General features: G+C 71.3%; 23 protein-coding genes and 1 pseudogene. 9 read left to right on the forward strand and 15 right to left on the reverse strand.

Annotation, left to right across the window (positions count from 1 at the left end; genetic code table 11):
- The first annotated feature begins 12 nt into the window (after positions 1-12).
- Complete coding sequence (locus ACFY0P_RS26325; RefSeq protein WP_388917759.1) at positions 13-747, forward strand: maleylpyruvate isomerase family mycothiol-dependent enzyme; 735 nt, start codon at positions 13-15, stop codon at positions 745-747.
- Positions 748-774: 27 nt separating this feature from the next.
- On the opposite strand, the gene ACFY0P_RS26330 is transcribed toward ACFY0P_RS26325, so the two are convergent.
- Positions 775-1176: a MarR family winged helix-turn-helix transcriptional regulator gene (locus ACFY0P_RS26330; protein WP_388917762.1), complete on the reverse strand. Its 402-nt coding sequence runs from the start codon at positions 1174-1176 to the stop codon at positions 775-777.
- An 86-nt stretch (positions 1177-1262) separates the two neighbouring features.
- On the opposite strand from ACFY0P_RS26330, the gene ACFY0P_RS26335 reads away from it, so the two are divergent.
- Positions 1263-2738: an MFS transporter gene (locus ACFY0P_RS26335; RefSeq protein WP_388917765.1), complete on the forward strand. Its 1476-nt coding sequence runs from the start codon at positions 1263-1265 to the stop codon at positions 2736-2738.
- 159 nt (positions 2739-2897) lie between these two features.
- On the opposite strand, the gene ACFY0P_RS26340 is transcribed toward ACFY0P_RS26335, so the two are convergent.
- The 3 genes from ACFY0P_RS26340 to ACFY0P_RS26350 form a co-directional block, all read right to left on the reverse strand.
- Positions 2898-3563 (reverse strand): response regulator, encoded by a 666-nt coding sequence (locus tag ACFY0P_RS26340; RefSeq protein ID WP_388917768.1) that lies wholly within the window; start codon positions 3561-3563, stop codon positions 2898-2900.
- Positions 3560-4834, reverse strand: a complete 1275-nt coding sequence (locus tag ACFY0P_RS26345; RefSeq protein ID WP_388917771.1) for a sensor histidine kinase — start codon at positions 4832-4834, stop codon at positions 3560-3562. The genes ACFY0P_RS26340 and ACFY0P_RS26345 overlap by 4 nt, the downstream gene beginning before the upstream one ends.
- Before the next feature lie 93 nt (positions 4835-4927).
- A complete protein-coding gene (locus ACFY0P_RS26350; RefSeq protein WP_388917774.1) occupies positions 4928-5590 on the reverse strand; it encodes a TetR/AcrR family transcriptional regulator in 663 nt (220 codons plus the stop codon).
- 204 nt (positions 5591-5794) lie between these two features.
- On the opposite strand from ACFY0P_RS26350, the gene ACFY0P_RS26355 reads away from it, so the two are divergent.
- The gene (locus ACFY0P_RS26355; RefSeq protein WP_388917777.1) at positions 5795-6898 is read left to right on the forward strand and encodes a medium chain dehydrogenase/reductase family protein; all 1104 of its coding nucleotides are present in this window, start codon (positions 5795-5797) and stop codon (positions 6896-6898) included.
- Positions 6899-6924: 26 nt separating this feature from the next.
- Here the strand turns inward: ACFY0P_RS26355 and ACFY0P_RS26360 are convergent, their stop codons facing one another.
- Positions 6925-8145, reverse strand: a complete 1221-nt coding sequence (locus ACFY0P_RS26360) for a GDSL-type esterase/lipase family protein (protein ID WP_388917780.1) — start codon at positions 8143-8145, stop codon at positions 6925-6927.
- A gap of 56 nt (positions 8146-8201) precedes the next feature.
- Complete coding sequence (locus tag ACFY0P_RS26365; RefSeq protein ID WP_388917783.1) at positions 8202-8774, reverse strand: TetR/AcrR family transcriptional regulator; 573 nt, start codon at positions 8772-8774, stop codon at positions 8202-8204.
- Between the two features lie 87 nt (positions 8775-8861).
- On the opposite strand from ACFY0P_RS26365, the gene ACFY0P_RS26370 reads away from it, so the two are divergent.
- Entirely contained in the window at positions 8862-9356 is a 495-nt protein-coding gene (locus tag ACFY0P_RS26370; RefSeq protein WP_388917786.1) for an FBP domain-containing protein, read from the forward strand.
- 10 nt (positions 9357-9366) lie between these two features.
- Here ACFY0P_RS26370 and ACFY0P_RS26375 read toward each other — a convergent pair whose 3' ends face one another.
- Entirely contained in the window at positions 9367-10059 is a 693-nt protein-coding gene (locus tag ACFY0P_RS26375) for a TetR/AcrR family transcriptional regulator (protein WP_388917788.1), read from the reverse strand.
- Positions 10060-10263: 204 nt separating this feature from the next.
- Between ACFY0P_RS26375 and ACFY0P_RS26380 the strand changes: the two genes are divergently transcribed.
- On the forward strand, positions 10264-10767 hold the full coding sequence (locus tag ACFY0P_RS26380; RefSeq protein ID WP_388917791.1) for a nitroreductase/quinone reductase family protein: 504 nt from the start codon (positions 10264-10266) through the stop codon (positions 10765-10767).
- On the opposite strand, the gene ACFY0P_RS26385 is transcribed toward ACFY0P_RS26380, so the two are convergent.
- Positions 10757-12040 (reverse strand): geranylgeranyl reductase family protein, encoded by a 1284-nt coding sequence (locus ACFY0P_RS26385; RefSeq protein WP_388917794.1) that lies wholly within the window; start codon positions 12038-12040, stop codon positions 10757-10759. The genes ACFY0P_RS26380 and ACFY0P_RS26385 overlap by 11 nt on opposite strands.
- 192 nt (positions 12041-12232) lie before the next feature.
- On the opposite strand from ACFY0P_RS26385, the gene ACFY0P_RS26390 reads away from it, so the two are divergent.
- From ACFY0P_RS26390 to ACFY0P_RS26400, 3 genes and pseudogenes are all read left to right on the forward strand, one after another.
- A complete protein-coding gene (locus tag ACFY0P_RS26390) occupies positions 12233-13588 on the forward strand; it encodes a dipeptidase (protein ID WP_388917797.1) in 1356 nt (451 codons plus the stop codon).
- Positions 13589-13650: 62 nt separating this feature from the next.
- Positions 13651-13914, forward strand: a pseudogene (locus ACFY0P_RS26395) (MBL fold metallo-hydrolase); the annotation flags it as partial.
- Positions 13915-13924: 10 nt separating this feature from the next.
- Positions 13925-14980, forward strand: coding sequence for a protein kinase family protein (locus tag ACFY0P_RS26400; RefSeq protein ID WP_388917800.1), 1056 nt, complete (start codon positions 13925-13927; stop codon positions 14978-14980).
- Here ACFY0P_RS26400 and ACFY0P_RS26405 read toward each other — a convergent pair.
- From ACFY0P_RS26405 to ACFY0P_RS26435, 7 genes are all read right to left on the reverse strand, one after another.
- Positions 14953-16005, reverse strand: a complete 1053-nt coding sequence (locus ACFY0P_RS26405) for an ABC transporter ATP-binding protein (protein ID WP_388917803.1) — start codon at positions 16003-16005, stop codon at positions 14953-14955. The two genes, ACFY0P_RS26400 and ACFY0P_RS26405, sit on opposite strands and share 28 nt — an antisense overlap.
- A complete protein-coding gene (locus tag ACFY0P_RS26410) occupies positions 16002-17120 on the reverse strand; it encodes an ABC transporter ATP-binding protein (protein ID WP_388917806.1) in 1119 nt (372 codons plus the stop codon). Before ACFY0P_RS26410 ends, ACFY0P_RS26405 begins: the two co-directional genes overlap by 4 nt.
- Positions 17117-18037, reverse strand: a complete 921-nt coding sequence (locus tag ACFY0P_RS26415) for an ABC transporter permease (protein WP_388917809.1) — start codon at positions 18035-18037, stop codon at positions 17117-17119. The genes ACFY0P_RS26410 and ACFY0P_RS26415 overlap by 4 nt, the downstream gene beginning before the upstream one ends.
- On the reverse strand, positions 18030-19016 hold the full coding sequence (locus ACFY0P_RS26420) for an ABC transporter permease (RefSeq protein ID WP_388917812.1): 987 nt from the start codon (positions 19014-19016) through the stop codon (positions 18030-18032). The genes ACFY0P_RS26415 and ACFY0P_RS26420 overlap by 8 nt, the downstream gene beginning before the upstream one ends.
- A 70-nt stretch (positions 19017-19086) precedes the next feature.
- The gene (locus tag ACFY0P_RS26425) at positions 19087-20904 is read right to left on the reverse strand and encodes an ABC transporter family substrate-binding protein (protein WP_388917815.1); all 1818 of its coding nucleotides are present in this window, start codon (positions 20902-20904) and stop codon (positions 19087-19089) included.
- Positions 20905-21161: 257 nt separating this feature from the next.
- Positions 21162-22202, reverse strand: coding sequence for an NUDIX domain-containing protein (locus tag ACFY0P_RS26430; protein ID WP_388917818.1), 1041 nt, complete (start codon positions 22200-22202; stop codon positions 21162-21164).
- A gap of 133 nt (positions 22203-22335) precedes the next feature.
- The gene (locus ACFY0P_RS26435) at positions 22336-22527 is read right to left on the reverse strand and encodes a hypothetical protein (protein WP_388917821.1); all 192 of its coding nucleotides are present in this window, start codon (positions 22525-22527) and stop codon (positions 22336-22338) included.
- Positions 22528-22795: 268 nt separating this feature from the next.
- Here ACFY0P_RS26435 and ACFY0P_RS26440 point away from each other — a divergent pair, with 268 nt between their 5' ends.
- Entirely contained in the window at positions 22796-24814 is a 2019-nt protein-coding gene (locus ACFY0P_RS26440) for an NPCBM/NEW2 domain-containing protein (RefSeq protein ID WP_388917826.1), read from the forward strand.
- Positions 24815-24845 lie beyond the last annotated feature (31 nt).

Here is a 24845-nt window from a genome sequence, read left to right on the forward strand (position 1 = left end):
CAGACTCGCGGCATGGAGACTGCTGAGTTTCTCGAGATCCTCGACCGGGAGGGCCGGCTGCTGGCCGCCGCCGCCACGGACGCGGGGCTCGACGCCCCGGTGCCCACCTGCCCCGACTGGCAGGTGCGCGACCTGCTGCGGCACACCGGCACCATCCACCGGTGGGCCGCCGGTGTCGTCGCCGGCGCCGAGACCTCGCCGCGCCCCGTCCCGGATCCGCCGGGAATCGACGGCCCCGAGCTGACCGCCTGGTACCGGGAGGGCCACCGCCTGCTCGTCGACACCCTGGGCGGCGCACCGCAGGACGTGCCGTGCTGGAGCTTCCACCCCGCTCCCGTCTCCTCACCGCTGGCCTTCTGGCTCCGCCGGCAGGCCCATGAGACGACCGTCCACCGGTACGACGCCGAGGCGGCGCGGGGTGGCCCGGCGACCCCGGTCGGCACGGGCTTCGCGGTCGACGGCATCGACGAACTGCTGCGCGGCTTCCACGCGCGCGCACGCAGCAGGGTCCGCAGCGAGCCCCCGCGGGTTCTGGGGGTGCGCACGGTGGACACGGACGCGGCCTGGACCGTACGGCTGTCGGAGCGACCGCCGGTCACGGAACTCGGCGCGCCCCACGACGCGATGACCGAACTCGCCGGTCCCGCCGACCAGTTGTACCTGGCCCTGTGGAACCGGGTGCCGGTGCCGAAGGTGATCGGCGACCCGCGACTTGCCGACCTGTGGGTGGCGAACTCGCGGATCTGAACGGCCGGACAGGGAGAGCCGCCGGACTCAACTCGGTTCGGCGGCCAGCATCCGGGTGAGCACGGCGCGCTGCACCGGCAGCACCTCGCCGTGCAGCGCGCGCCCCTTGCCGGTGAGCGCGACCCGCACACCGCGCCGGTCCTCCGGGCACATGGCCCGCTCGACCAGGCCGTCCTTCTCCAGGCGGGCGATCAGCCGGGACAGCGCGCTCTGGCTGAGGTGCACCCGCTCGGCGATCTCCTGCACGCGGAAACTGCAGACGCCGTCCGCCGCCGGGCCGTCGGAGAGCAGGTCGAGGACCTCGAAGTCACTGCCGCACAGGCCGTGGCCGTGCAGGGCACGGTCGAGCTCGCACTGGGTGCGGGCGTGCAGGGCCAGGATGTCCCGCCATTGCTCCACGAGTGCCTGTTCGGGCTTCTTCGCCGCCATCCGGGCACCGTAGCAGAAAATCCAGATTGTTGCATCGTAATTAAATGCATTTGCATTCGATGCATACGCATGTAGTGTCTGGGTCCATGACCTCTCCGCTCACCGCCCCCGCTTCCGAGGGACGCTGGACTCCCCGGCTCTGGGGCACGCTGCTGGTGCTCTGCGCCGCCATGTTCCTGGACGCACTGGACGTGTCGATGGTCGGCGTCGCCCTGCCGTCGATCGGCTCCGACCTGCACCTGTCCACCTCGACGCTGCAATGGATCGTCAGCGGCTACATCCTGGGGTACGGCGGCCTGCTCCTGCTCGGCGGCCGCACGGCCGACCTGCTCGGCCGACGCCAGGTGTTCCTCGTGGCCCTCGGCGTCTTCGCCCTCGCCTCGCTCCTCGGCGGTCTGGTCGACTCGGGCCCGCTGCTGATCGCCAGCCGCTTCGTCAAGGGCCTGAGCGCGGCCTTCACCGCGCCGGCCGGCCTCTCGATCATCACGACCACGTTCCCGGAGGGCCCGCTGCGCAACCGCGCCCTCTCCATCTACACCACCTGCGCGGCCACCGGCTTCTCCATGGGCCTGGTGCTGTCCGGCCTGCTCACCGAGGCCAGTTGGCGCTTCACCATGCTGCTGCCCGCGCCCATCGCCCTGATCGCGCTCCTCGCCGGCCTCAGGCTGCTGCCGCGCAGCACCCGCGAGCGCGACCACAACGGCTACGACATCCCCGGCGCGATCCTCGGCACCGCCTCGATGCTGCTCCTGGTGTTCACCGTCGTGGAGGCGCCGCAGGTGGGCTGGGCGTCGGCCCGCACCCTGCTCTCCTTCCTCGCGGTCGCCGTGCTGCTCACCGTCTTCGTCCAGGTCGAACGCCGTTCCCCCGGACCGCTCATCCGCCTCGGCGTGCTGCGCTCGGGCAACCAGGTCCGCGCCCAGCTCGGCGCCATCGCCTTCTTCGGCTCGTACGTCGGCTTCCAGTTCCTGACCACCCTCTACATGCAGTCCCTGCTCGGCTGGTCCGCGCTGCACACCGCCCTGGCCTTCCTCCCCGCGGGCGCGCTCGTGGCCGTGTCCTCGACCAAGGTCGGTGCGATCGTGGACCGCTTCGGCACCCAGCGGCTGATCGCGGCGGGCTTCGCGTTCATGGTGCTCGGCTACGCCCTGTTCCTCCGCGTCGACCTGAGCCCGGCCTACGCGGCGGCGATCCTGCCGTCGATGCTCCTGATCGGCGCGGCCTGCGCCCTGGTCTTCCCCTCCCTCAACATCCAGGCCACCAACGGCGTCGACGACCACGAGCAGGGCATGGTCTCCGGGCTGCTCAACACCTCGGTGCAGGTGGGCGGCGCCATCTTCCTGGCGATCGTCACGGCCGTGGTGACCGCGGGCGCGCCCGCCCACGCCACCCCGCAGGCGGTGCTCGACAGCTACCGTCCCGGGTTCCTGGTGGTCGCGGTCGTGGCCCTCGCCGGGCTGCTGATCACGCTCACGGGACTGCGCGCCCGGCGCCCGCAGCAGACCGTCGTGATCGCCAAGTCCACCTCCCTGGAGGCGGAGCGCGTGTCCGCACGTGACTGAACGGGCCGCCTCCGAACGTGTGCCCGGCGGGGGCCTGTAGCCCCGCCGGGCACACGGCTGTGAGACTGCCGGGACGACGACGTACGGGGGACGGCGCGGTCAGGCCGAGCGGGACGCGATCACCGTCGAGAGCGTGCTGGTCCGTATCCGGCGCTCGGCTCAGCCCAGCCAGCCCGGTCGTACCAGCCCCGACTCGTAGGCCAGGACGACCAGTTGGGCGCGGTCGCGGGCGCCCAGTTTGACCATCGCGCGGCTCACGTGGGTCTTCGCGGTGAGGGGGCTGACGACCAGGCGGCGGGCGATCTCCTCGTTGGACAGGCCGATGCCGACCAGGGCCATCACCTCCCTCTCCCGCTCGGTGAGCCGGGAGAGGACGCCGGCGGCGGCCGGCTCCTTGGAACGGGCCGCGAACTCCGCGATCAGCCGCCGCGTCACCCCCGGCGACAGCAGCGCGTCCCCGGCCACCACCGCCCTGACCGCGCGCACCAGTTCGTCCGGCTCGGTGTCCTTGACCAGGAAGCCGGAGGCACCGGAACGGATCGCCTCGAAGACGTACTCGTCCAGCTCGAACGTCGTCAGCATGACCACCTTGACGTCCGTCAGCTCGGGCTCGCCGGTGACCCGGCGGGTCGCCGCCAGGCCGTCCAGACGCGGCATGCGGATGTCCATCAGGACGACGTCGGGGCGCAGTTCACGCACCTTGCGCAACGCCTCCTCGCCGTCCGCCGCCTCACCGGTCACCTCGATGTCCGGCTGCGCGTCGAGCAGCGCCCGGAAACCGGCCCGCACCAGCGACTGGTCGTCGGCGAGCAGTACCCGGATCATCGGTCCTCCCGGTCGGTCCGGTCGTCCAAGGGCAGGACGGCCAGTACCCGGAAACCTCCGTCGGCCCGCCGTCCCGCCTCGATCGTGCCACCCAGGGCGGCCGCCCGCTCCCGCATCCCGGCCAGCCCGTTCCCGCTGCCGCCCGCGTCCGCCCCGGTCGCCGGACCGTCGTCGTCGATCAACAACCGCAGCTCCCCTCCCCCGTGTTCGAGCCGCACCCGCGCGTGCCGCGAACCCGAGTGCCGTACGACATTGGTCAGGGCCTCCTGCACGATGCGGAAGGCGGCCAGATCCGCGCCGGGGGCAAGGCGCGGCGGCTCCCCCGTCACCGCCACGGCGAGCCCGGCGCTGGCCGCCTGCTCCACCAGTTCCGGCAGCCGTCCGAGACCGGGTGCGGGGGCCCGCGGCGCGTCTCCCGGGGCGCGCAGGGTGTCGAGCACCTGGCGCACCTCGCCGAGGGCCTCCTTGCTGGCGGCCTTGATGGTGGTGAGCGCAGACCTGGCCTGCTCGGGGTCGGAGTCGAGGAGCGCGAGACCCATGCCCGCCTGGACGTTGATGACCGAGATGCTGTGCGCCAGGACGTCGTGCAACTCCCGGGCGATCCGCAGCCGTTCCTCGTCCGCGCGCCGCCGGGCCGCCTGGACGCGGTCGGCCCGTTCCTGGGCCCACTGCTCGCGCCGCAGCCGGACCAGTTCGGCCAGCGAGACGATGATCAGCACCCAGGTGGCGATGATCACCTCCTGGCCGGCGTCCGCACCCGTGTCGCCCGGCGGCGGCAGCCACCGGTACAGCCAGAGCGAGATCAGCAGATGCCCGGCCCACAGCATCCCGAGCGCCGCCCAGGCGGCCCTGCGGTGCCCGGCGACGACCGTGCTGAAGCAGGCCACGGCGACGGCCGCGAAGACCGGCCCGTACGGGTAGCCGGCACCGAGGTAGACGAGGGCGAGCGCGGCCGTGCCGAACGCCACCGTCACCGGGCGGCGGTGCCGCCACAGCAGCAGACCACAGGTGGCGAGGAACAGGAGGCGGGCGTAGGCGTCGAGGTGCTCGCGGTGGGGCTGGGTGTGGGCGGCGAAGTTCGAGCCCACCAGCACGAGGACGGTGAGCAGCAGGGTGGAGCGCCATGGGAGGCGGGGACGATGGGTCGCGCCGCCGGTGTCGGGGCCTGTGCCGGGGCCGGGGACTTCCGGGTGGTTCCACCACGGCGGGCCGTGGTGGAACCACTGCGCGGGGCCGCGCTCCCGTACCCGCTGCTCGTCCATGACCGCCACGCTAGACGCCGTGGCCCCGCGCGGGCGTCAGCCCGGCGAGGTGATCACGCGTACTCCCCGGGGAGTAGGCGGCAGTAGACCGGCCAGGCCTGGTCAGCGGCCGGATGCCAGCTCCGCCACCTCGGCGTCGAACAGCCGGTCGGGGCCGAAGCCCATGCCCGTGAAATGGCCGGCGAGTTCGAGGGACAGCACCCCGTGCATCCGGGTCCAGAAGGCCAGCGCCCGGCGCAGTACTCCCGGCGGCGCGGGGTGGCCCCCGGCCCACTCGCGGTGCTGGGAGAGGTGCGCGGTGAATCCCGCGGAGGCGGGCGGCGGCGCCTCGGGCTCGGCCGCCGCGCAGACGTCGAGCAGAGCCGCCATGATCTCCTGGGCGATGCCGGTGATGTCCTCGGGCGCGTGGTAGCCGGGGACCGGCGTGCCGTAGACGAGGAAGTAGCGCTGGGGGTCGTCGAGCGCCCAGCGGCGCAGGGCGTGGGCGAGGCCGCCGATACCGGCCCCGGAGCCGGCGGCGGCACGGAAGGTGTCGGCCAGGTCACGGTAGGCGTCCCGGATCAGCTCGGTGATCAGCTCGTCGCGGCTGCCGAAGTAGCGGTAGAGGGCCGGACCACTCATGCCCAGGTCCTTGGCGATCGCGTTGAGGGACAGGCCCGATGCGCCTGACTTGGCGATCTGCTCCCAGGCGCGCGCCTTGATGTCCGCTCGCACCTGGCTCCGGTACCGCTCGCGGGGGCTCACCGCGTCCGCGTCTGCCGCCATGGCCGTCACGCTCCTCTCACCAGCTTGCTCGTTTGAGGCTATCACTTTCGAGAGGGGCTCTAACAAGCGCGAAGTCCCCATTCGACGCGACGCCTTGACACTTCAGCGAGCACCAGTCATGTTTGTTATAGCTTCTAACGCAAGCGAGAACATCTCTCGCCTGCGAATGCTTCCTACACCCGTCTGCGCATGGAGGTCGCCGTCATGGGAACTGCAGGAACCGCTGGAACCGCAGGAACCGCCGGAAGCGCTCAGCTCGTCGAGGTAGTCCTGCCGGGCGTCGTGGAGCCGGAGGGGCTCCGCATCGAGCGCCGGGACATCCCGGCCCCGGCCGCCGGCCAGGTCGTCGTCCGCGTGGAGGCCACCGGCGTCTCCTTCGCGGAGCAGCAGATGCGCCGCGGCCGCTACTACGACCAGCCGCCCTTCCCCTTCGTCCCCGGCTACGACCTGGTGGGCACGGTGCTCACCGCCGGGGAGGGCGTCGAGCCCGGGCTCGTCGGCAAGCGCGTGGCGTCGCTGGTGAAGGTCGGCGGCTGGGCCAGCCATGTGGTGCTCGACGCGGCCGACGTCGTGCAGGTGCCCGCCGGTGTCGGCGCGGCGGAGGCGGAGACGCTGGTCGTCAACGGCATCACGGCCTGGCAGATGCTGCACCGCAAGGCCAGGGTGGGCAGCGGCGGCACGATCCTGGTGCACGGCGCCAACGGGGGCGTCGGCACGGTGCTCGTCCAGCTCGCGCGGGCGGCCGGTCTGCAGGTGATCGGCACGGCCTCCGCCCGTCACCACGCCGCGCTGCGGGAGCTGGGCGTGACGCCTGTCGACTACCGCGCCGAGGACGTCCCGGCCCGGGTCCGGGAGCTGGCTCCGGGCGGTGTCGACGCCGTCTTCGACCATCTCGGCGGCCGCAGCGTCATCGACTCCTGGCGGCTCCTCGCCCCGGGCGGCACCCTCGTCGCCTACGGCAGCGCCACCACCCGCGACGACTCCGGCTCCAAGCAGCTCCCCGTGCTGAAGATCCTCGGCCGGGTGTGGCTGTGGAACGCGCTGCCCAACGGCCGGCACGCCTACTTCTTCAACGTCTGGGAGGGCCGCGCCCTCGGCAAGGACCGCTTCCGGGCCCGGCTGAGCGCCGACCTCACCCAGGTCTTCCGGGCTCTTCAGCGCGGCGAGGTCACCGCGCGCATCGCCGCCCGGCTGCCCCTGACCGAGGCCGCCGAGGCCCTGCGGCTCGCCGAGTCGGGGACGGTCGCGGGAAAGATCGTACTGATCCCGGACAGCGGCGACGGAACGCCGGCCGACTCGGCGCGGTGAGCACCGCCGGCTCAGCGGCCGCAGGCTCAGCGCCCGTCGGCTCGGTGCCCGTCGGCTCGGAGATCGCCGCCGTTCCCCGCGAACGCGCCGTCGTCCGCGAAGGCCAGCCCGGCGAAGCGTTCGCCGATACGCCGGTGGGTGGCAGCGTCCGGGTGGAGCCCGTCGGGCAGCGGGAGTTCGGCGGCGTCGGCCTCGCCGTAGAGGGCACGGCCGTCGAGGTAGTGGAGGTGCGGGTCCTCGGCCGCGCGCTGGGCGACGATCCGGGAGAGCTCGTCCCGGATGACGTTCAGAGTGAGCTTGCCGCTCGCGCGCTCGGCCGGGTCGCCCGCGGCCGTGAAGGCGAGCCGGCCCGCACCGAGGGCACTCAGGTCCATGGCGGTGGGGCCCGGAGTGTCCTCGTGCATGGGACACAGGATCGGCGACACGACCAGCAACGGGGTGGTGGGGTGCCCCTCGCGGACGGTGTCGAGGAAGCCGTGCACGGCCGGGCCGAAGGCGCGCAACCGCATCAGGTCGGTGTTGACGACGTTGATGCCGAGCTTGAGGCTGATCAGGTCGGCGGGGGTGTCCCGGACGGCGCGGGCGGTGAACGGGTCGAGCAGGGCGCTGCCGCCCAGCCCCAGGTTGACCAGCTCCACGCCGGCGAGGGCGGCGGCGAGCGCGGGCCAGATGGCGGTGGGGCTCGCGGCGTCGGAACCGTGACTGATCGAACTGCCGTGGTGCAGCCAGACCTTGCGGCCGTGGTCGGGTACGGCGGCGAGCGGGGCGTCGGTGCGCAGCGCGACCAGTTCGGTGGTCTCGTTGTGCGGCAACCAGATCTCGACGGTCTTCTCGTCCTCGGGCAGGCCGGTGAAGCGGAGGGTGCCGACCGGTCCAGGGCGCAGCTCCACGGTCCCGGCGCCCATGTCGACGACCTGGACCGTGCCGCCGGACACGCTGCCCTGGCCGGCCAGGGCGCCGTCGACGAGCAGGTCGTAGACCCCGTCCGGGCGGGCCGGCGCGCCGACGTAGAGCCGCTTGGTGGGGAGGGTGTCCAGTTCCAGGGCGGTGGCGCGGGTCCGGAACACCAGCCGTACGCCGGAAGGCTGGGACTCGACCATGGCGAGCTGCGGGTCGGCGCACTGGGCGCGGGCCCGGGCCGGGAGCCGGTGCGGCAGGACGCCGTGCTCCGTGCGCTCCAGGTCGAGGGCGCCGCGCAGGAGCCCGGCGGTGATCGGCGTGGTGATCCAGCGGGGGTCGGTGTTCATCGCCTCTGCGTTCCGTCCGTGTTCCGGCTGCGTTCCGGCTGCTGCGTACGAGGGGGTCAGGTCGGGGTGGGCCAGTTGCGCAGCAGCGCGTCGAGGGCGTCCAGGACGCGGGCCCAGGACTGCTGGCTGTCGGGGGCGCTGTGGCTGAAGCCGCCGCTCAGTTCCAGGTCGACGTAGCCGTGGAAGACGCTGCCGAGCATCCGGACGGCATGGGTCTCGTCCGGTTCGGTCAGGTCGTAGCCGCGCAGGATCGCCCGGGTCATCTGGGCGTGCCGGACGCCGGCGCTGGCCGCCGCCGTCTCCGGGTCGAGGCGGAGCCGGGCCGCCGCGTAGCGGCCGGGGTGGGCGCGGGCGTAGTCGCGGTAGACGTCGGCGAACGCCACGAGGGCGTCCTTGCCGGCCCGTCCGGCCAGCGCGTCGGCGGCCCGGTCGGCGAGTTCCTCCAGCGCCAGCAGCGCGATCCCCGTCTTCAGGTCCTGGGAGCTCTTGACGTGCGAGTACAGGCTCGCGACCTTCACGTCGAACCGTCTGGCCAGCGCCGAGACGGTCACCTGGTCGAAGCCGACCTCGTCGGCCAGCTCGGCTCCGGCCCGGACCAGCCGTTCCGTGCTCAGTCCCGCTCGCGCCACACCTGCTCCTTGCCTATCGCCTATCGCCTCTCGCCAGAGTCGATTATGTATTTGCCTAAAGCTTATAGGCAAATTAGCGTGCGTTGCATGAGACAGCTGACCGAGCAAGAGATCCGCGCCGCGTTCGTGAACTGCACCAAGGGTGCGGCGAAACGCCTGAACATCCCGCACGACCTGGACGAGCGGCCGTGGGCCGACCTGGACTACTTCGGCTGGCGCGACCCCCAGGCACCCGATCGGGCCTACCTGGTGACCGAACTTGACGACGGTCACGCGCGGGCGGTGGCGCTGCGCTGTCCGAGCCCCGCCTCCTGGCAGACCCGGCGCAGCATGTGCTCGATCTGCCTGACCACGCACACCGGGGGCGTCTCGCTGATGGTCGCCGCCAAGGCGGGGAAGGCCGGACAGCAGGGCAACTCCGTGGGCGCCTACCTCTGCAGCGACCTCGCCTGTTCGCTGTACGTGCGGGGCAAGCGGGACGCGGGCGTGGGCGGGCGGATGCCGGAGTCGCTCACGCTGGAGGAGAAGATACGGCGGACCGTGACGAACCTCGCCGGGTTCCTGGACAAGGTGACGGCGTGAGCCGGGGTTGCTAGGGGAAGACCAGCCCCACCCCATGGGCGAGTTGCGCGGCCGCGTGCCGGAAGAACCGCTCCCGTTCCTCCACGACACCCTTGAACTGACCGAACAGTTCGAACCCCACCAGCCCGAACAGCTGGGCCCACGCCGCGGCCATGGCCACCGCCACCTCCGGCGGCAGGCCGGGCGTCAGTTCGTCGGCCATCCGGCGGGCCTCGGGAGCGAGTTCGGCCGGTACGGGGGTACGGGCCAGACCGCGCTGCTCGAAGGCCTCGCGCAGGATCCCGATGAGGACGAGGGCGACCCGGGCGGCCGGCGGGATGGTCGTCTCCGGCGCCGAGTACCCGGGCACCGGCGAGCCGTAGATCAGTGCGTACTCGTGCGGGTGGGACAGCGCCCAGCCGCGCACCGCCTCGCACACGACGACCCAGCGGTGCGCCGGGGCCGCGTCGGCGACACCGGCATGGGCGGTCTCGGCGGCCTCGCCGAGGGAGTCGTAGGCGTCGATGATCAGCGCGGTGAGCAGGTCGTCGCGGCTGGGGAAATAGCGGTAGAGCGCCGAGGAGACCATGCCGAGCTCGCGCGCCACGGCCCGCAGCGACAGCTTGGGCGCACCCTCGGCCGCGAGCTGCCTGCGCGCCTCGTCCTTGATGGCCGTGGTGACTTCCATCCTGGCTCGCGCGCGGGCGCCCTGCGGGGTGGTCATGGGGAGCAGTCTGCCATGTCTGCAGAGCAGTGCACACGTTTTGGAGCAGCGCACTTGATGTGGATCGGCGATCGCAAACACGAGCGATGCTCGCATACCAGTACACCGCTCAAAAGCGAGAGCAGTGCTCTTGCGGTGGATCACCGATCTCCCTCACACTGTCTCTCGAGCGAGAGCACCGCTCTCCCAACAGAGGGGGTCACCATGTCGTCGTCAAAGCCGCAGCCGTCGTCCCAGCCGTCCGGCCAGGCGTCCGGGCCGTCCCAGCCGTACTACGCCGAGGCCAACCCGGTGGCCGTCCGCATGAACAGCCTCGTCGGCTGGCTCGCCCGGCGCGGGATCAGCCTCGCGGGCAGCGCGGAGCTTTCCGTGCGCGGCCGTAAGAGCGGCAAGATGCAGCGCGTCCCGGTCAACCCGCACACGTACGACGGCACCCAGTACCTTGTCTCGGCGCGCGGCAACTCCCAGTGGGTGCGGAACATGCGCGTGGCCGGCGGTGGGGAGCTGCGGGTGGGGCGGAAGGTGCGGGAGTTCACCGTGGTGGAGCTTCCCGATGCCGAGAAGCTCCCGGTGCTGCGGGCCTACCTGGAGAAGTGGGGCTGGGAGGTCAAGCAGTACTTCCCCGGGGTGACGGCCAGGTCCTCCGACGACGAACTCGTCGCGGCCGGCGCCGACCACCCCGTCTTCCGGCTCACCGTCACGAAGTGACGGCTTCCTCGTCGGCCGGGGTGTCCGTCGGCGCGGTCTCCTTCGCCGCCGGCTCCGGGCCGAAGGCGGTGAGGGCACGCTGGGCGAGCGGGTGGGAGCGGATGAGCTCGCCGAGGGAGGTCCGGCCCTGGGTGATCTCCTTGAACGCCCGCCAGGCGGGACGGAACCCGGTCAGCGCGGCGTGGAACAGCCCGGGGCGGCGCTCGAACACCGCGAGCATCCGCTTGCCGACGCTCATCTCGACGCCGAGGCCCGCCTTGACGGCGAAGGCGTAGTTCAGCGCCTGGCGGCGGGTGTCGACGGCGTCGTGGGCCTCGGCGATCCGCACCGCCCACTCCCCGGCGAGACGCCCCGAGCGCAGCGCGAAGGAGATGCCCTCGCGGGTCCACGGTTCGAGCAGGCCCGCCGCGTCACCGCAGACCAGCACCCGGCCCCGGGACAGCGGGGAGTCGTCGGCGCGGCAGCGGGTCAGGTGGCCGGAGGAGATGCTCGGTTCGAAGCCGGCCAGGCCCAGCCGGGCGATGAAGTCCTCCAAGTACCGCTTGGTGGCGGCGCCTTCACCGCGGGCCGAGATGACGCCGACGGTCAGCGTGTCGCCCTTGGGGAAGACCCAGCCGTAACTGCCGGGCATCGGGCCCCAGTCGATGAGGACCCGCCCCTTCCAGTCCTCGGCGACCGTCTCCGGCACCGGGATCTCCGCCTCCAGGCCGAGGTCGACCTGGTCGACCTTCACCCCCACGTGGGCGCCTATGCGGCTGGCGCTGCCGTCGGCGCCGACCACCGCGCGGGCCAGCAGGGTCTCGCCGCCCTGGAGCACGACCGCGACCGTCCGCCGGTCCGGGACCGCCGAGCCGTGCTGCTCGACGCGCTGCACGGCGGCGCCGGTGCGCAGTTCGGCGCCCGCCTTCTGGGCGTGCTCGACCAGCTGCTGGTCGAACTCGGGCCGGTTGATCAGCCCGAACATCATCTGCTTGGAGCGGCGGGTGCGGGTGAACCGTCCGTTGTTGGAGAAGGTCACCGCGTGCACCCGGTCCTTGAGGGGCAGCTCGAAGCCGGGCGGCAGCGCGTCGCGCGAGGGGCCGATGATGCCGCCGCCGCAGGTCTTGTAGCGGGGCAGCTCGGCCTTCTCCAGCAACAGCACGCGCCGTCCCGCGACCGCCGCCGCGTAGGCGGCCGAGGCGCCCGCGGGTCCCGCGCCCACCACGACGACGTCCCACACCCGCTGCGCGTCGTCCGCCCGCACGTCGTCCGCCGAAGAATTCTCGCCGCTCACGATGGTCCGCTGCTCCGATCAAGCCGTAGAAGCCGTGTCAAGCCGAATCAAGCCGTAGGTCAGGCCCTGTCCGTCCGTAGGCCGACACCTGTCACCTGTCCCCCCGCATCCTACGGCGGAGATCGCCGCAGGCCACTGTGGGAGGATCGGTCCACTCACCAGTTCAACGTCGCACCCACGAGGAGCGTGCCCATGTCGTCCAATCCGGTCGCCGAGACCGTCGCCGCCCTGCTGCCCAGGGCCAAGGCGGAGCTCGCCGAGCTGGTGGCCTTCAAGTCGGTGGCCGACTTCGCCCAGTTCCCGAAGAGCGAGAGCGAAGGCGCCGCGAACTGGGTGGCCGACGCACTGCGCGCCGAGGACTTCACGGACGTCGCCGTACTGGACACCCCGGACGGCACGCAGTCGGTGTACGGCTATCTGCCGGGCCCGGAGGGCGCCAAAACGGTCCTGCTGTACGCGCACTACGACGTGCAGCCGCCGCTGGACGAGGCCGCCTGGACCACCCCGCCGTTCGAGCTGACCGAGCGGGACGGCCGCTGGTACGGGCGCGGTGCCGCCGACTGCAAGGGCGGCGTGATCATGCACCTGCTGGCGCTGCGCGCGCTCAAGGCGAACGGCGGTGTCCCGGTCAACGTCAAGGTGATCGCCGAGGGCTCGGAGGAGATGGGCACCGGCGGCCTGGAGCGGTACGCCGAGCAGCACCCCGAGCTGCTGACGGCGGACGCGATCGTCATCGGCGACACGGGCAACTTCCGGGTCGGGCTGCCGACGGTGACCACGACGCTGCGGGGCATGACCATGGTCCGCATCCAGATCGACACACTTCGGGGCAATCTGCACTCGGGCCAGTTCGGCGGTGCCGCCCCCGACGCCCTGGCCGCGCTGATCCGCGTCCTGGACTCGCTGCGCGCCGAGGACGGTTCCACCACGGTCGACGGGCTCGCGCCGGAGTCGCGGTGGGAGGGTCTGGAGTACGACGAGGAGCAGTTCCGCGCGGACGCCAAGGTGCTGGACGGTGTCGGGCTGATCGGTGACGGTTCGGTCGCGGACCGCATCTGGGCCCGTCCGGCGGTCACGGTGCTCGGCATCGACTGTCCGCCGGTGGTCGGCGCCACCCCGTCGGTGCAGGCCGGCGCGCGCGCCCTGGTCAGTCTCCGGGTGCCGCCGGGCGTGGACGCGGCGGAGGCGGCGAAGCTGCTCCAGGCCCACCTGGAGGCGCACACGCCGTGGGGTGCCCGGGTGCGGACCGAGACGGTCGGCCAGGGCCAGCCGTTCCGCGCGGACACCACCAGCCCGGCGTACCGGGCGATGGCCGAAGCGATGGCGGTCGCCTACCCGGACGAGACGATGCAGTACGCCGGTCAGGGCGGCTCCATCCCGCTGTGCAACACCCTCGCCGGTCTCTACCCGCAGGCCGAGATCCTGCTGATCGGCCTGAGCGAGCCGGAGGCGCAGATCCACGCCGTCAACGAGAGCGTGTCCCCCGAGGAACTGGAACGGCTGTCCGTGGCGGAGGCGCTGTTCCTGCGGAACTACGCGGCGGGCTGACGCACCCGGGGCGGCGGACAGGGACGGTCCGCCGCCGTACGTGGTGGGCTGAATCGCTCCGCCCCAGCCACAGGCACGGCAGCATCGCCCTCCATCTCCCTTCCCACGGCGTGCTGTTCACCGGGGACGCGGTCGCGGCCATGCCGGGCACCGGTGCGGTGATGCCCGGGGTGTTCAACCTCGACCGGGAACGGGCCGTCGCGTCCTTCCGGCGGCTGGCCGCCCTGGACACGGAGACGGCGTGCTTCGGCCACGGGGATCCGGTGACCGCCGACGCGGCACGGACACTGCGGGAATCCGCGGACACCTACGGCCCGCCGCGGTGACCATGGGGGGATGACCGACACCGCGCGCCGCATCGCCGCCCACGCCGACATCGCGACCTCCCTGGCCCTGCTCGGCGACGTCGAACTGGCCGCACTGGTCGCGTCCGGCGAGCCGCTCGGCACCGGGATCGGCGGCACAGCGGTGCGGATCACGGTGGACGGCAGGCCGGTGTTCGTGAAGCGGATCCCCCTGACCGACCGGGAACGGGAACCACGGCACGCCCGCTCCACGGAGAACCTCTTCGGCCTGCCGCCGTACTGTCACTACGGCATCGGTGCGGTCGGCGGCCCTGGGTTCGGAGCCTGGCGGGAGCTGGCCGCGCACGAGGTGACGACGAACTGGGTGCTGGCGGGCCGGTTCCCCGGTTTCCCGCTGCTCCACCACTGGCGGGTCCTGCCCAGCCGGCCCGCCCCGCTGCCCGGCGAACTCGCCGACGTCGACGGGGCGGTGGCCTACTGGGGCGGCTCCGCGGGCGTACGGGAGCGCATCGAGGGGCTGCGGGACGCCTCCGCGAGTCTCACCCTGTTCCTGGAGCACGTCCCGCACACTCTGCACGACTGGCTGGACGCGGAGCTGCGCACGGACCGGGCGGACTCGGCCTGTGTCCTCACGGCCCAGGGCCTGGCGGAACTCACCGCCTTCCTCTCGGAGAGCCATCTCCTGCACCTCGACGCCCACTTCGGCAACATCCTCACCGACGGCCGCCGGCTGTACCTCACCGACTTCGGGCTCTCCCTCAGCTCCCGCTTCCGGCTCGCCTCCGACGAACGGGACTTCTTCGACCGGCACCGGCACTACGACCGCGCGTACACCGTCTACTACCTGGTGATCTGGCTGGTCACCGCCCTGTACGGGTACCGGGGCGAGGAGCGCGCGGAGTTCGTGCGGGCCTGTGCCGGCGGGATACGGCCCGAGGGCATCCCGCCGGCCGCCGCCGACCTGCTGGTCCGGCACGCCCCGCTCGCCGTCGGCATGGAGGTCTTCTGCCGACGGCTGGAGCGGGAGAGCCGGCTGACGCCGTTTCCCGGCCCGGACGGTCACAGCAGCTGCACGCTCTCCGCGTAGTGGCAGGCGACCGGGTTGCCGCCGCCCCGGTCGACCAGGTCCGGCGCCTGCTCGACGCATGCGGTGCGCTCGCTGTCGGTGAGCTGGTTCGCGAACTTGGGGCAGCGGGTGCGGAACCGGCAGCCGCTGGGCGGGCGGACCGGGCTCGGGACGTCTCCCTGCACGGTGATCCGCTTCCGGGCGCGTTCCTTGCGCGGGTCGGGCAGCGGGATCGCGGAGACCAGGGCCTGGGTGTAGGGGTGGGCGGGGCGGGCGAAGAGCTGCCGGGCGGGGGCGATCTCCACCAGGCGCCCCAGGTACATCACCGCGACCCGGTGGGCGACATGGCGCATCACGGAGAGGTCGTGCGCCACGAACAGGAAGGACAGGCCCAGTTCGCTCTGGAGGTCCATCAGCAGGTTGAGGACGCCCGCCTGGATGGACACGTCCAGCGCGGAGACCGGCTCGTCCAGCACGACCACCTTGGGGCGCAGTGCCAACGCCCGTGCGATGCCGATGCGTTGGCGCTGGCCGCCGGAGAACTCGTGCGCGAAGCGGTTGCCGTGCTCGGGGTTGAGGCCGACCAGGCGCAGCAGTTCGCGCACCTCGTCGGGGGCGCCGGGGCCGTAGCGGCCGTGGATGCGCAGGGGTTCGGCGACGATCTCGTGGACGGAGATCCTGGGGTCCAGGGAGGCGTACGGGTCCTGGAAGACGATCTGCAACTCACGGCGTAGCGGCCGCATCTGACGTCGGCTCAGGTCGGTCAGCAGCCGGCCCCGGTAGTGGACGGAGCCCGAGGTGGCGGTCTCCAGGTTGAGCAGGGTCCGGGAGACGGTCGTCTTGCCCGAGCCGGACTCGCCGACCAGGCCGAGCGTTTCGTCGGCGTACAGGTCGAAGGAGACCCCGCAGACGGCGTGCACGTCGCCGACCCGGCGGCGGACCACGCCCCGCGACATCACCGGGAAGTGTTTGACCAGGTCGCGGACCTGGAGGACGGGGTCGCCCGTGCCGCCGTGGCCGGGCAGCGGGGGCAGCGTGTCGGTCATCGGGCATCGTCCTCCAGGTCCGCGAACCGGGCCAGGGCCTCGGTGTCGGCGCCGACGGCGTCGAAGACCTCGCCGGCCGCCGCGTCCACGAGTTCGTCGGCGAAGTGGCAGGCGCTGCGGTGGGCGTCGGATCCGGCGGGGCGCAGGGCGGGTTCCGTGCTGTCGCAGGGCTCCCGGCGCATCGGGCAGCGCGGGGCGAAGGGACAGCCCGGGGGCAGGTTGAGCAGCGAGGGCGGGGAGCCGGTGATGGGGGTCAGGCGGTCCTCCTCGCGGTCGAGGCGGGGCAGGGAGCCGAGCAGGCCCAGGGTGTAGGGCATGCGCGGGGTGTAGAAGATGTCCTCGACGGAGCCGGTCTCCACGATCCTTCCGGCGTACATGACGGCGACCCGGTCGGTGTGGCCGGCGACCACGCCGAGGTCGTGGGTGATCAGGACGAGCGCGGCGCCCGTCTCGGCGCGGGCGGCCTCCAGCGCCTCCAGGATCTGCGCCTGGACGGTGACGTCGAGGGCGGTGGTGGGCTCGTCGGCGATGATCACGTCCGGGTCGTTGGCGATCGCGATGGCGATGACGACGCGCTGGCGCATGCCGCCGGAGAGTTCGTGCGGGTAGCTGTCGACGCGCCGCTCGGGGCTCGGGATGCCGACCGTCCCGAGGAGTTCGACGGCGCGTGCGCGGGCCGGGCGTCTGCCCAGCCTGGGGTCGTGTCTGAGCAGGGTCTCGGCGATCTGGTAGCCGACGGTGTAGACGGGGTTGAGGGAGGTCATCGGGTCCTGGAAGACCATGGCGATGCCACTGCCCCGTACGTCCGAGAGCCGGGCGTCGGACATCCCGAGCAGCTCGGTGCCCTCGAACCGCACCGAGCCGCGCACCCGGGCCGAGCCGGGCAGCAGCCCCATCACGGCCAGTGCCGTGACGGACTTGCCGGAGCCGGACTCGCCGACGATGCCCAGCGCCTCGCCCCGCTCCAGCCGGTAACCGACGCCGCGCACCGCCCGTACGGTCCCGTCCTCGGTGGGGAACTCCACGCTCAGGTCCTCGACTTCGAGGACGGCGCCGGACTCCTCGCCCTTCCCCACGACCCTGTCGATGCCCTTGGGGTTGCCCGTGTCGGTCACTGTCGCACCCTTTGCTGCCGGGGGTCGAAGGCGTCGCGCAGCCCGTCGCCGATGAAGTTGATGGTGAGGGCGATGGCGATGATGAAGGCGCCGGGGATGTAGAAGAGCCACGGCCTGGTGTCGACCGCGGTCTGCGCCTGGGCGACCAGCAACCCGAGGGAGGTGTCGGGTGGTTGCACGCCGAACCCGAGGAAGGACAGGGCGGTCTCGGTGAGGATGCCGGTGGCGACCAGGATGGTGGCGTTCACGATGATCGGGCCGAGCGCGTTGGGCAGCAGGTGCCGGAAGATGATCCGGGTGTCGGAGGCGCCGAGCGCCCGGGCGGCCTCCACGAACTCCTTCTCGCGCAGGGACAGCACGGACGAGCGGACCACGCGGGACACGTACGCCCAGGTGAGTCCGGCGATGACCACGGCGATCCAGTACCAGGAGCCGCCGCTGCGCGAGGAGATGACCAGCGCGATCGCGAACAGCGGAAGGGTCAGCACGAGATCGGCGATGCGCATCATCAGCGCGTCGACGAACCCCCGGTAGAAGCCGGCGACCGCGCCCCACACGGCGCCTACCAGGGTGGAGCCGAGCGCGATCAGGATGGCGATCTTCAGCGAGGTCTGGGTGCCGCGCATCACCTGTGCGTAGGCGTCGTACCCCGAGGAGTCGGTGCCGAACGGGTGCTTCCAGGAGGGCGGTTGTGAATTGTCGGGTGTGTACTTGGCGTACGAGTAGTGCCAGAAGTGCGGGCCGGCGAAGGCCCACAGCACGATCAGCAAGAAGACGACCAGGCTGATCATCGCGGCCCGGTGGCGCAGGAAGCGGCGCAGGACGAGCTGGGTCTGGCTGCGCTGCACGACGGTGAACTCGCCGTCGTCGCTCGGCGTCCGGGTGCCGGCCGGCCCGAGTGCCCCGATGTCAGTCATAGCGGATCCTCGGGTCGAGTACGGCGTAGAGGAGGTCGGCGAAGAGGTTGAAGACGATGACGACGACGGCGGACAGCAGCAGCCAGGCCATCGTCCGGTAGACGTCGAGGGTGGTGGCGGCCTGGACGAGCATCTCGCCCATGCCGTGCCACTGGAAGATCGTCTCGGTGATGACCGCGCCGCCGAGGATGATCGCGATGTCGAGGGCGGTGACGGTGGCGAGCGGGATCAGCGCGGTGCGCAGGGCGTGCCGGGTGAGCACCCGGCCGCGGCGCAGCCCCTTGGCGCGGGCGAGCCGCACGTAGTCGCTGTCCAGGACTTCGAGCATGGCGGCGCGGGTGTAGCGGGTCCAGGAGGCGAAGGAGACCAGGGCCAGGGTGATGGTGGGCAGGATGAGGTGGCCGACGCGGTCGGTGAACTCGTTCCAGGTGGTGTCGACTTCGAGGTACGGGGACTTCTCGCCGATGGTGCCGAGGAACTGGCTGCCGGTCTCCTGGTTGAACCAGATCCCGGCCTGCTTGAGCAGCACCGCGAACCAGAACACGGGCATGGCGAGGAACAGGAAGCCGAGGAAGGTGATGGTGTAGTCGGCGACGCTGTACTGGCGGATCGCGCTGAACACGCCGAAGGCGATCGCCATCACGAGGGCGAGCAGCATGGCGGCGGCGACGAGGGTGACGGTGACCCGGAAGCGGGTGAACAGGTCGTGGCCGATGTCCAGGTTGGACTGGACGGACGGGCCCCAGTCGCCGTGCAGGACGCCGGTGATCCAGTTCCAGTAGCGTTCCACGACCGGTTCGTCGGCGTGGATGTGGCGGGCGAAGGCGGTCACGGCGGCCTTGCTGGGCGGCGGTTGCCGGGAGGTGGCGAAGTTGGCCACCGGGTCGCCGGAGTTGACGACGACCAGGAAGACGATGAACGTCGAGACGATCAGGACGGGTATGGAGACGAGGATGCGGCGCACGGTGTAGGCGAGCATGCGGTCTTCTCTCGCGGAGGCCCGGCCCCGGGGTCTCCGGGGCCGGGAATCGGTCCGGCTGGTCGCTGGGCTACTTCTTCAGGCCCCACTCGCCGACGTTGTACGGCGGTCCGACGTTGGTGGAGTTGTTGCGCATGTTGACGAACCGGGTCTGCACCGCGAGGAAGGTGGGTTTCTGGTAGAGCGGCAGCACGTAGGCGTCGTTGACCATGATCTGGTCGGCCTGGTCGAGCAGGGCGGCGGCCTTGGTCTGGTCGGTCTCGCCGATGGCCGTGCTGATCAGGGAGTCGACCTGCTTGTTGCTGTAACCGCCGTAGTTGCCGCCGGCTCCGGTCGTCCACAGCTGCTGGGCGCCGCTGATCGCGAAGGGCGAGGCGACCCAGGCGAAGACGATGATGTCGTACTGGTGGCCGGCCAGGACCGTGCCGAGGTCGGCGGCGCCGATCGGCTTGATCGTGACCTTGATCCCGAGGTTGGCGAGGTCGCTCTGCAGGATCTGGCACTCGCTCTGCCGGATCTGGTTGCCGGTGGTGTAGCGGCAGTTGAAGGGTCCGACGGCCTTGCCGTCCGGGGTCTTCAGGGCGGTGCCGACTCCGGTGAACCTGGCGTCGGTGAGGTACTTCTTGGCCTTGGTGAGGTCACCCGAGCCCTGCCCGCTGGCGCTGACCACGTCCTTGTAACCGGCCGTCCCCGGGACGAAGTTGTGGTTGTAGAGCTGCTTCACACCGGGATCGAACTGGGCGACCGTCTTGGCCATGATGTCCTTGACGCTGATGGCCGTGAACATCGCCTGCCTGAGGGCCAGGTACTTGCCGATCACCGGGTTGTGCAGGTTGAGGTCGAAGTGCTCCCAGGTCAGCCCGCTGCCGATGGTGTAGGTGACGTTGGGGATGGCCTTGACCTGGTTGACGAGGTCGACCTCGGGCTGCGGGTAGATGCCCTGGACCTCGTTGTTGCGCAGCGCGATCGGCTCCTGCGTGGCGTCCGAGATGACCTTGAAGATCAGCCGTTGCAGGGTGGCCTTCTTGCCCGTCCACTTCGGGTCGGGCTCGTAGGTGGCGTGGTCGTTGTCCACCCACTCGGTCATCTTGTACGGCCCCGCGGTCGCGTACTTGGTGGGCGGGTTCTTCTGGAAGTACTGCCAGCCCTGGGTCATCTGGGCGGCCGTCATGTTGGCCGCGCCGCCCGCCTTGGCCCCGGAGACCTTCTCGGCGACGTGCGCCGGGTAGAACGGGTAGCCCGCGCCGAACAGGGACTTCCAGTCGGCGTAGGGCTTGGCCATCACGACGGTGACGGTCTTGCCGTTGTCGGAACCGGTGACCGACTTGATGCGGTCGTAGCCGGCCGTGGTCTCCGGCAGACAGCCCTTGGTCTGGGTGGAGTCGCTGGCGGGCGGCGGCGGGCAGTCCTTGCCGTCGTTGGTGCGCCAGTAGTAGACGAAGTCGTCGGCGCTGATCGGGGTGCCGTCGTTCCAGGACGCCTTGGGGTTGATCTTGTAGACGAGGGTCTGCGGACTGGCGCTCGTCTGGGTCGCCGAGCTCACCAGGTCGGTGTTGAGCTTGACGCTGAAGTCCGGCTGCGGGACGAAGACCTGGGGCAGCACGGGGCTCAGCGCCTCGGCGTTCTCGAAGGTGTTGCCGTTGGTGTCCTGCACGTTCCACTGCTGGATGTTCTTCTCGATGACGTAGGTGAACGTGCCGCCGGCCTTGGTGGTGCCGGAGTTGCAGGTGTCGGCCTTGCCCTGGGTGGCGCAGGACGTGAGACCGGCGGAGGTGCCCTTGCCGCCACTGCCCCCGCCGCCTCCCCCGCTGCTGCAGGCGGCGAGCGCCAGGACGAGCCCGGCGGTCAGTGCGAGGCCCCTTGTGAGGGCCGAAGAGTGCGCGCGCATGTCCCTCCTTCAGCCGGTCGTTGTCCGGCCTGTGCACGGCGGCCAGCGGCCGCGAGGAAGTTGAGCTGCGCACCGACGGTAGAACGTCCGTGTACCTCCTTCACGTTCTTGTTCATACCGGGACGGCGACAATTCGCCCTCGTTTTCCCCCAGGAACCTTCCACCCCGGGCAAAGTCCCCTACACACACCCCGGAAATGCCAAAGTCCCCGCCAACATCACGGATGCGGCAAGGACTTGACGAACCATCAGGATATGTCAACCGACCGGGACACCGGCTTCCAGATAGAGCGCGGCGCCGCGCTCGCGGGCGCGCAGGGCCCAGCGGAGCCGTTCGTAGCGCACCGGCGGCAGCAGGTCGGCGGCCTCCTGTTCGGTGACGAACCGCCAGTCGCGCAGCTCCGGCCCGGGCAGCACCAGTCGCCCGGCCTCGGCGGAGTCCAGCCGGCCGCCGTCGAAGAGCAGGCGCAGCCCTCCGTAACGAGGCGGAGCGGGCTGCTCCCAGTCGACGACGAGGAGCCCCGGCAGCTCCTCCAGCCGTATCCCGGTCTCCTCCTCGACCTCCCGCACGCCTGCCCGGGCGGGGGCCTCGCCGGGCTCGACGACACCACCGGGGAACTCCCAGCCTGCCTTGTAGGTGGGGTCCACGAGGAGGACGCGGTTCTGTTCGTCGAAGAGGAGGACGCCTGCGGCGACGGTCTCGGCGGTGGGTTCGGGGGTTTGTACTATGTCACATACCGCCGCTTCGCCACTGCCGACCGCCCCCGCGATCCGCACCGCCGTCTCGTACGGACTGAGCGCGCTGGTGTCGACGAGATGGGCGTCGGCGCTGATCCAGGAGGCGAGGGCGGTGCGGTAGGGCTCGATCTGGTCGTAGGACCACTGCCGGATCCGGATCTCGCCGTCGGGCAGGTCGGGCGGGACCTCCCGGCCTGCTATTCGCTCGCGCAGGATCGTTTCCGCCGGGGTGAGGCACAGGTGCCGGACGGCGATCCGGCGGGCGGCGAGGCCGCCGAAGATCTCGTCGCGGTACTCCTGGCGCAGCAGCGTCATCGGAACGACCAGGGTTCCGCCCAGCTCGGCGAGCATCGCGGCCGCCGTGTCGATCACCAGCCGGCGCCAGATCGGCAGATCCTGGAAGTCGCCGACCTCGGCAAGGTGTTTGGCCGGCAGCAGGTGCGTCAGCGCCCCGCCGATGAGCTCGGGGTCGAAGAGCGTGCTGTTCGGGATCAGTTCGATCAGTTCGCGTGCGGTGGTGGTCTTACCCGCACCGAACGCGCCGTTGACCCAGACGATCACGGACTCCCCCTCTTCTGTTGGCCCCCTGTGGCTTGCCCGTTCCACACTGCCACGGAAACCAGTTCCCGTTGAGGGCGCGCAGACGGAGTGCCGGCGTCCCCTGCCCGGAACGCCGGCACCGTCGTCCGCCGGGCTACTCCTGACCCAGGAAGTCCGGGTCGGTCTGGAAGCTGTCCGCGCCGACGAGGTGGCCGACGTGCTCCAGGACGTCCGATACGTACAGGTCGCCGAGCGGGCCCTCGTCGGCCGCGTGGGACGGGGTGATGGCGGCCACCACGAATCCGGTGGCCAGGCTGGCGATGGCGAGCATGCTGCGCTTCTTCATGCCCGTCTCAACTGCGCCGACGGCCGGGGGTCACGGGCGTACCCGCGAGGGGAGCAACGCGGCACGCCCCACCGGAACCCCGGTCGCCGACCAGTTGGACATCGGACCACCCGTTTCGTTCGGGTCTGGACCAAACCGGCTCCGAACGAAATGTCGAACCATCATCACCGCTCCCTTTCCAACACAGTCAGACGGGTTCTAACGTAACCGCACAGAGCGATGACACGTACATGCCGTCATCGCACCATTCGCGAGTCGGAGGAACGTAATGACGCGTCACCCTCACACCCGCACGACCCGCCGAAGAGTGATCGGAGCACTGGCCGCGGCCCTGCTGTGTACGGCGGGCCTCGCCGCACCCGCCGTCGCCGACCCGAAGCCCGCCTCTCCCGCCCCGGCCGACGGCCTCGCGCTCACCCCGCCGATGGGCTTCAACAACTGGAACTCCACGCACTGCGGCGCGGACTTCGACGAGGCCATGGTCAAGGGCATCGCCGACCTCTTCGTGGCGAAGGGCCTCAAGGCCGCCGGCTACCAGTACGTCAATCTCGACGACTGCTGGGCGCTGCCCGAACGGGACGCGGACGGCAAGCTGGTCCCGGACCCGGCCCGGTTCCCGGGCGGCATCAAGGCCGTCGCCGACTACGTGCACGGCAAGGGCCTCAAGCTCGGCATCTACACCAGCGCCGGCACCAAGACCTGCAACGACGCCGGCTTCCCGGGCGCCCTCGGCCACGAGTACAGCGACGCCCGGCAGTTCGCCGACTGGGGCGTCGACTACCTCAAGTACGACAACTGCAACAACCAGGGCGTGGACGCCAGGCAGCGGTACACCACCATGCGCGACGCGCTCAGGGCGACGGGCCGCCCCATCGTCCTCAGCATCTGTGAATGGGGCGAGAACAAGCCCTGGGAGTGGGCCGCCGACGTCGGCCAGCTGTGGCGGACCACCGGGGACATCAGCGACAGCTGGGGCTCGATGGTGTCGATCCTGAAGCAGAACCTGCCGCTCGCGCCGTACGCGGGCCCCGGGCACTGGAACGACCCGGACATGCTGGAGGTCGGCAACGGCGGGATGACCGACACCGAGTACCGCTCGCACTTCTCGATGTGGTCGGTCATGGCCGCCCCGCTGCTCATCGGCACCGACCTGCGCAAGGCATCTCCGGCGACCTTCGACATCCTGGACAACAAGGAGGTCATCGCCGTCGACCAGGACCCGCTGGGCAAGCAGGGCACGGTGGTCTCCTCGGCGGACGGGCGCTGGGTCATCGCCAAGGAGATGACGGACGGCAGCCGCGCGGTCGCCCTGTTCAACGAGTCCGGCTCGCCCCAGCGCATCGCGACTTCGGCGACGGCCGTCGGCCTGCCGAAGGCCCCCGCCTACACCCTGCGCGACCTGTGGCAGCACCGGAGCTACAACACCGCGGGCACCATCTCCGCTCTGGTCCCGGCGCACGGCACGGTCCTGGTCCGGGTCGCCGCCGACCGGCGCTGGGCAGCCAACCCGCCGGCCGTCGAACTCGGTCTGGACGCCAGCCCGTTCACCGAGCCGGGCAGGACGTCCGCGCTCACCACGTCGGTCACCGACCTCGGCCGTACCACGGCGGGGAAGGTCGCGGTGTCCCTCACCGGCCCCGCGGGCTGGAGCGTCCGGGCGACCTCGCCGACGAAGGCCCCCGCTCTGACGACCGGCCGCGCCCTGCGCACCAGTTGGCAGGTGAGCGTGCCCGAAGGGACACCGAGGGGGGCGTACGGCCTCACCCTGAAGGCGGGTTACCGGTCGCCGACCGGAATGCGTGCCGAGAGCGCGACGACGGTCACGCTGACCGTCGCGGACCCACCGCCGGCCGGCAGCTCCTACCTCAGCGACCTGCCCTGGCTGTCGGCCGGCAACGGCTGGGGACCGGTGGAGCGCGACATGAGCAACGGGGAGACCGCCGCGGGCGACGGACATCCGATCACCGTCGGCGGGGTGGTGTACGCCAAGGGGCTCGGCACCCACGCCCGGAGCGAGGTCGACTACTACACCGGGAAGGCGTGCGAGAAGGTCACCGCGGACGTCGGGGTGGACGACGAGGAAGCCGCCAACGGCACCGTCTCCTTCGAGGTCTGGGCGGACGGCACGAAGGTCGCCTCGACCGGCGTGCTCACCACCGACATGCCCGCCCAGCCGCTCACCGCGGACGTGACCGGCGCCGAGGTGATCCGTCTCGTCGTCACCGACGGCGGTGACGGCATCACCTCCGACCACGGGGACTGGGCGGACGCGCGGATCACCTGCTGAGGTCCCACGCGTCCGTCCGCGGCCCGGTCGG

It is taken from the genome of Streptomyces sp. NPDC001714, from assembly GCF_042892755.1.
Classification (GTDB): Bacteria; Actinomycetota; Actinomycetes; order Streptomycetales; family Streptomycetaceae; genus Streptomyces.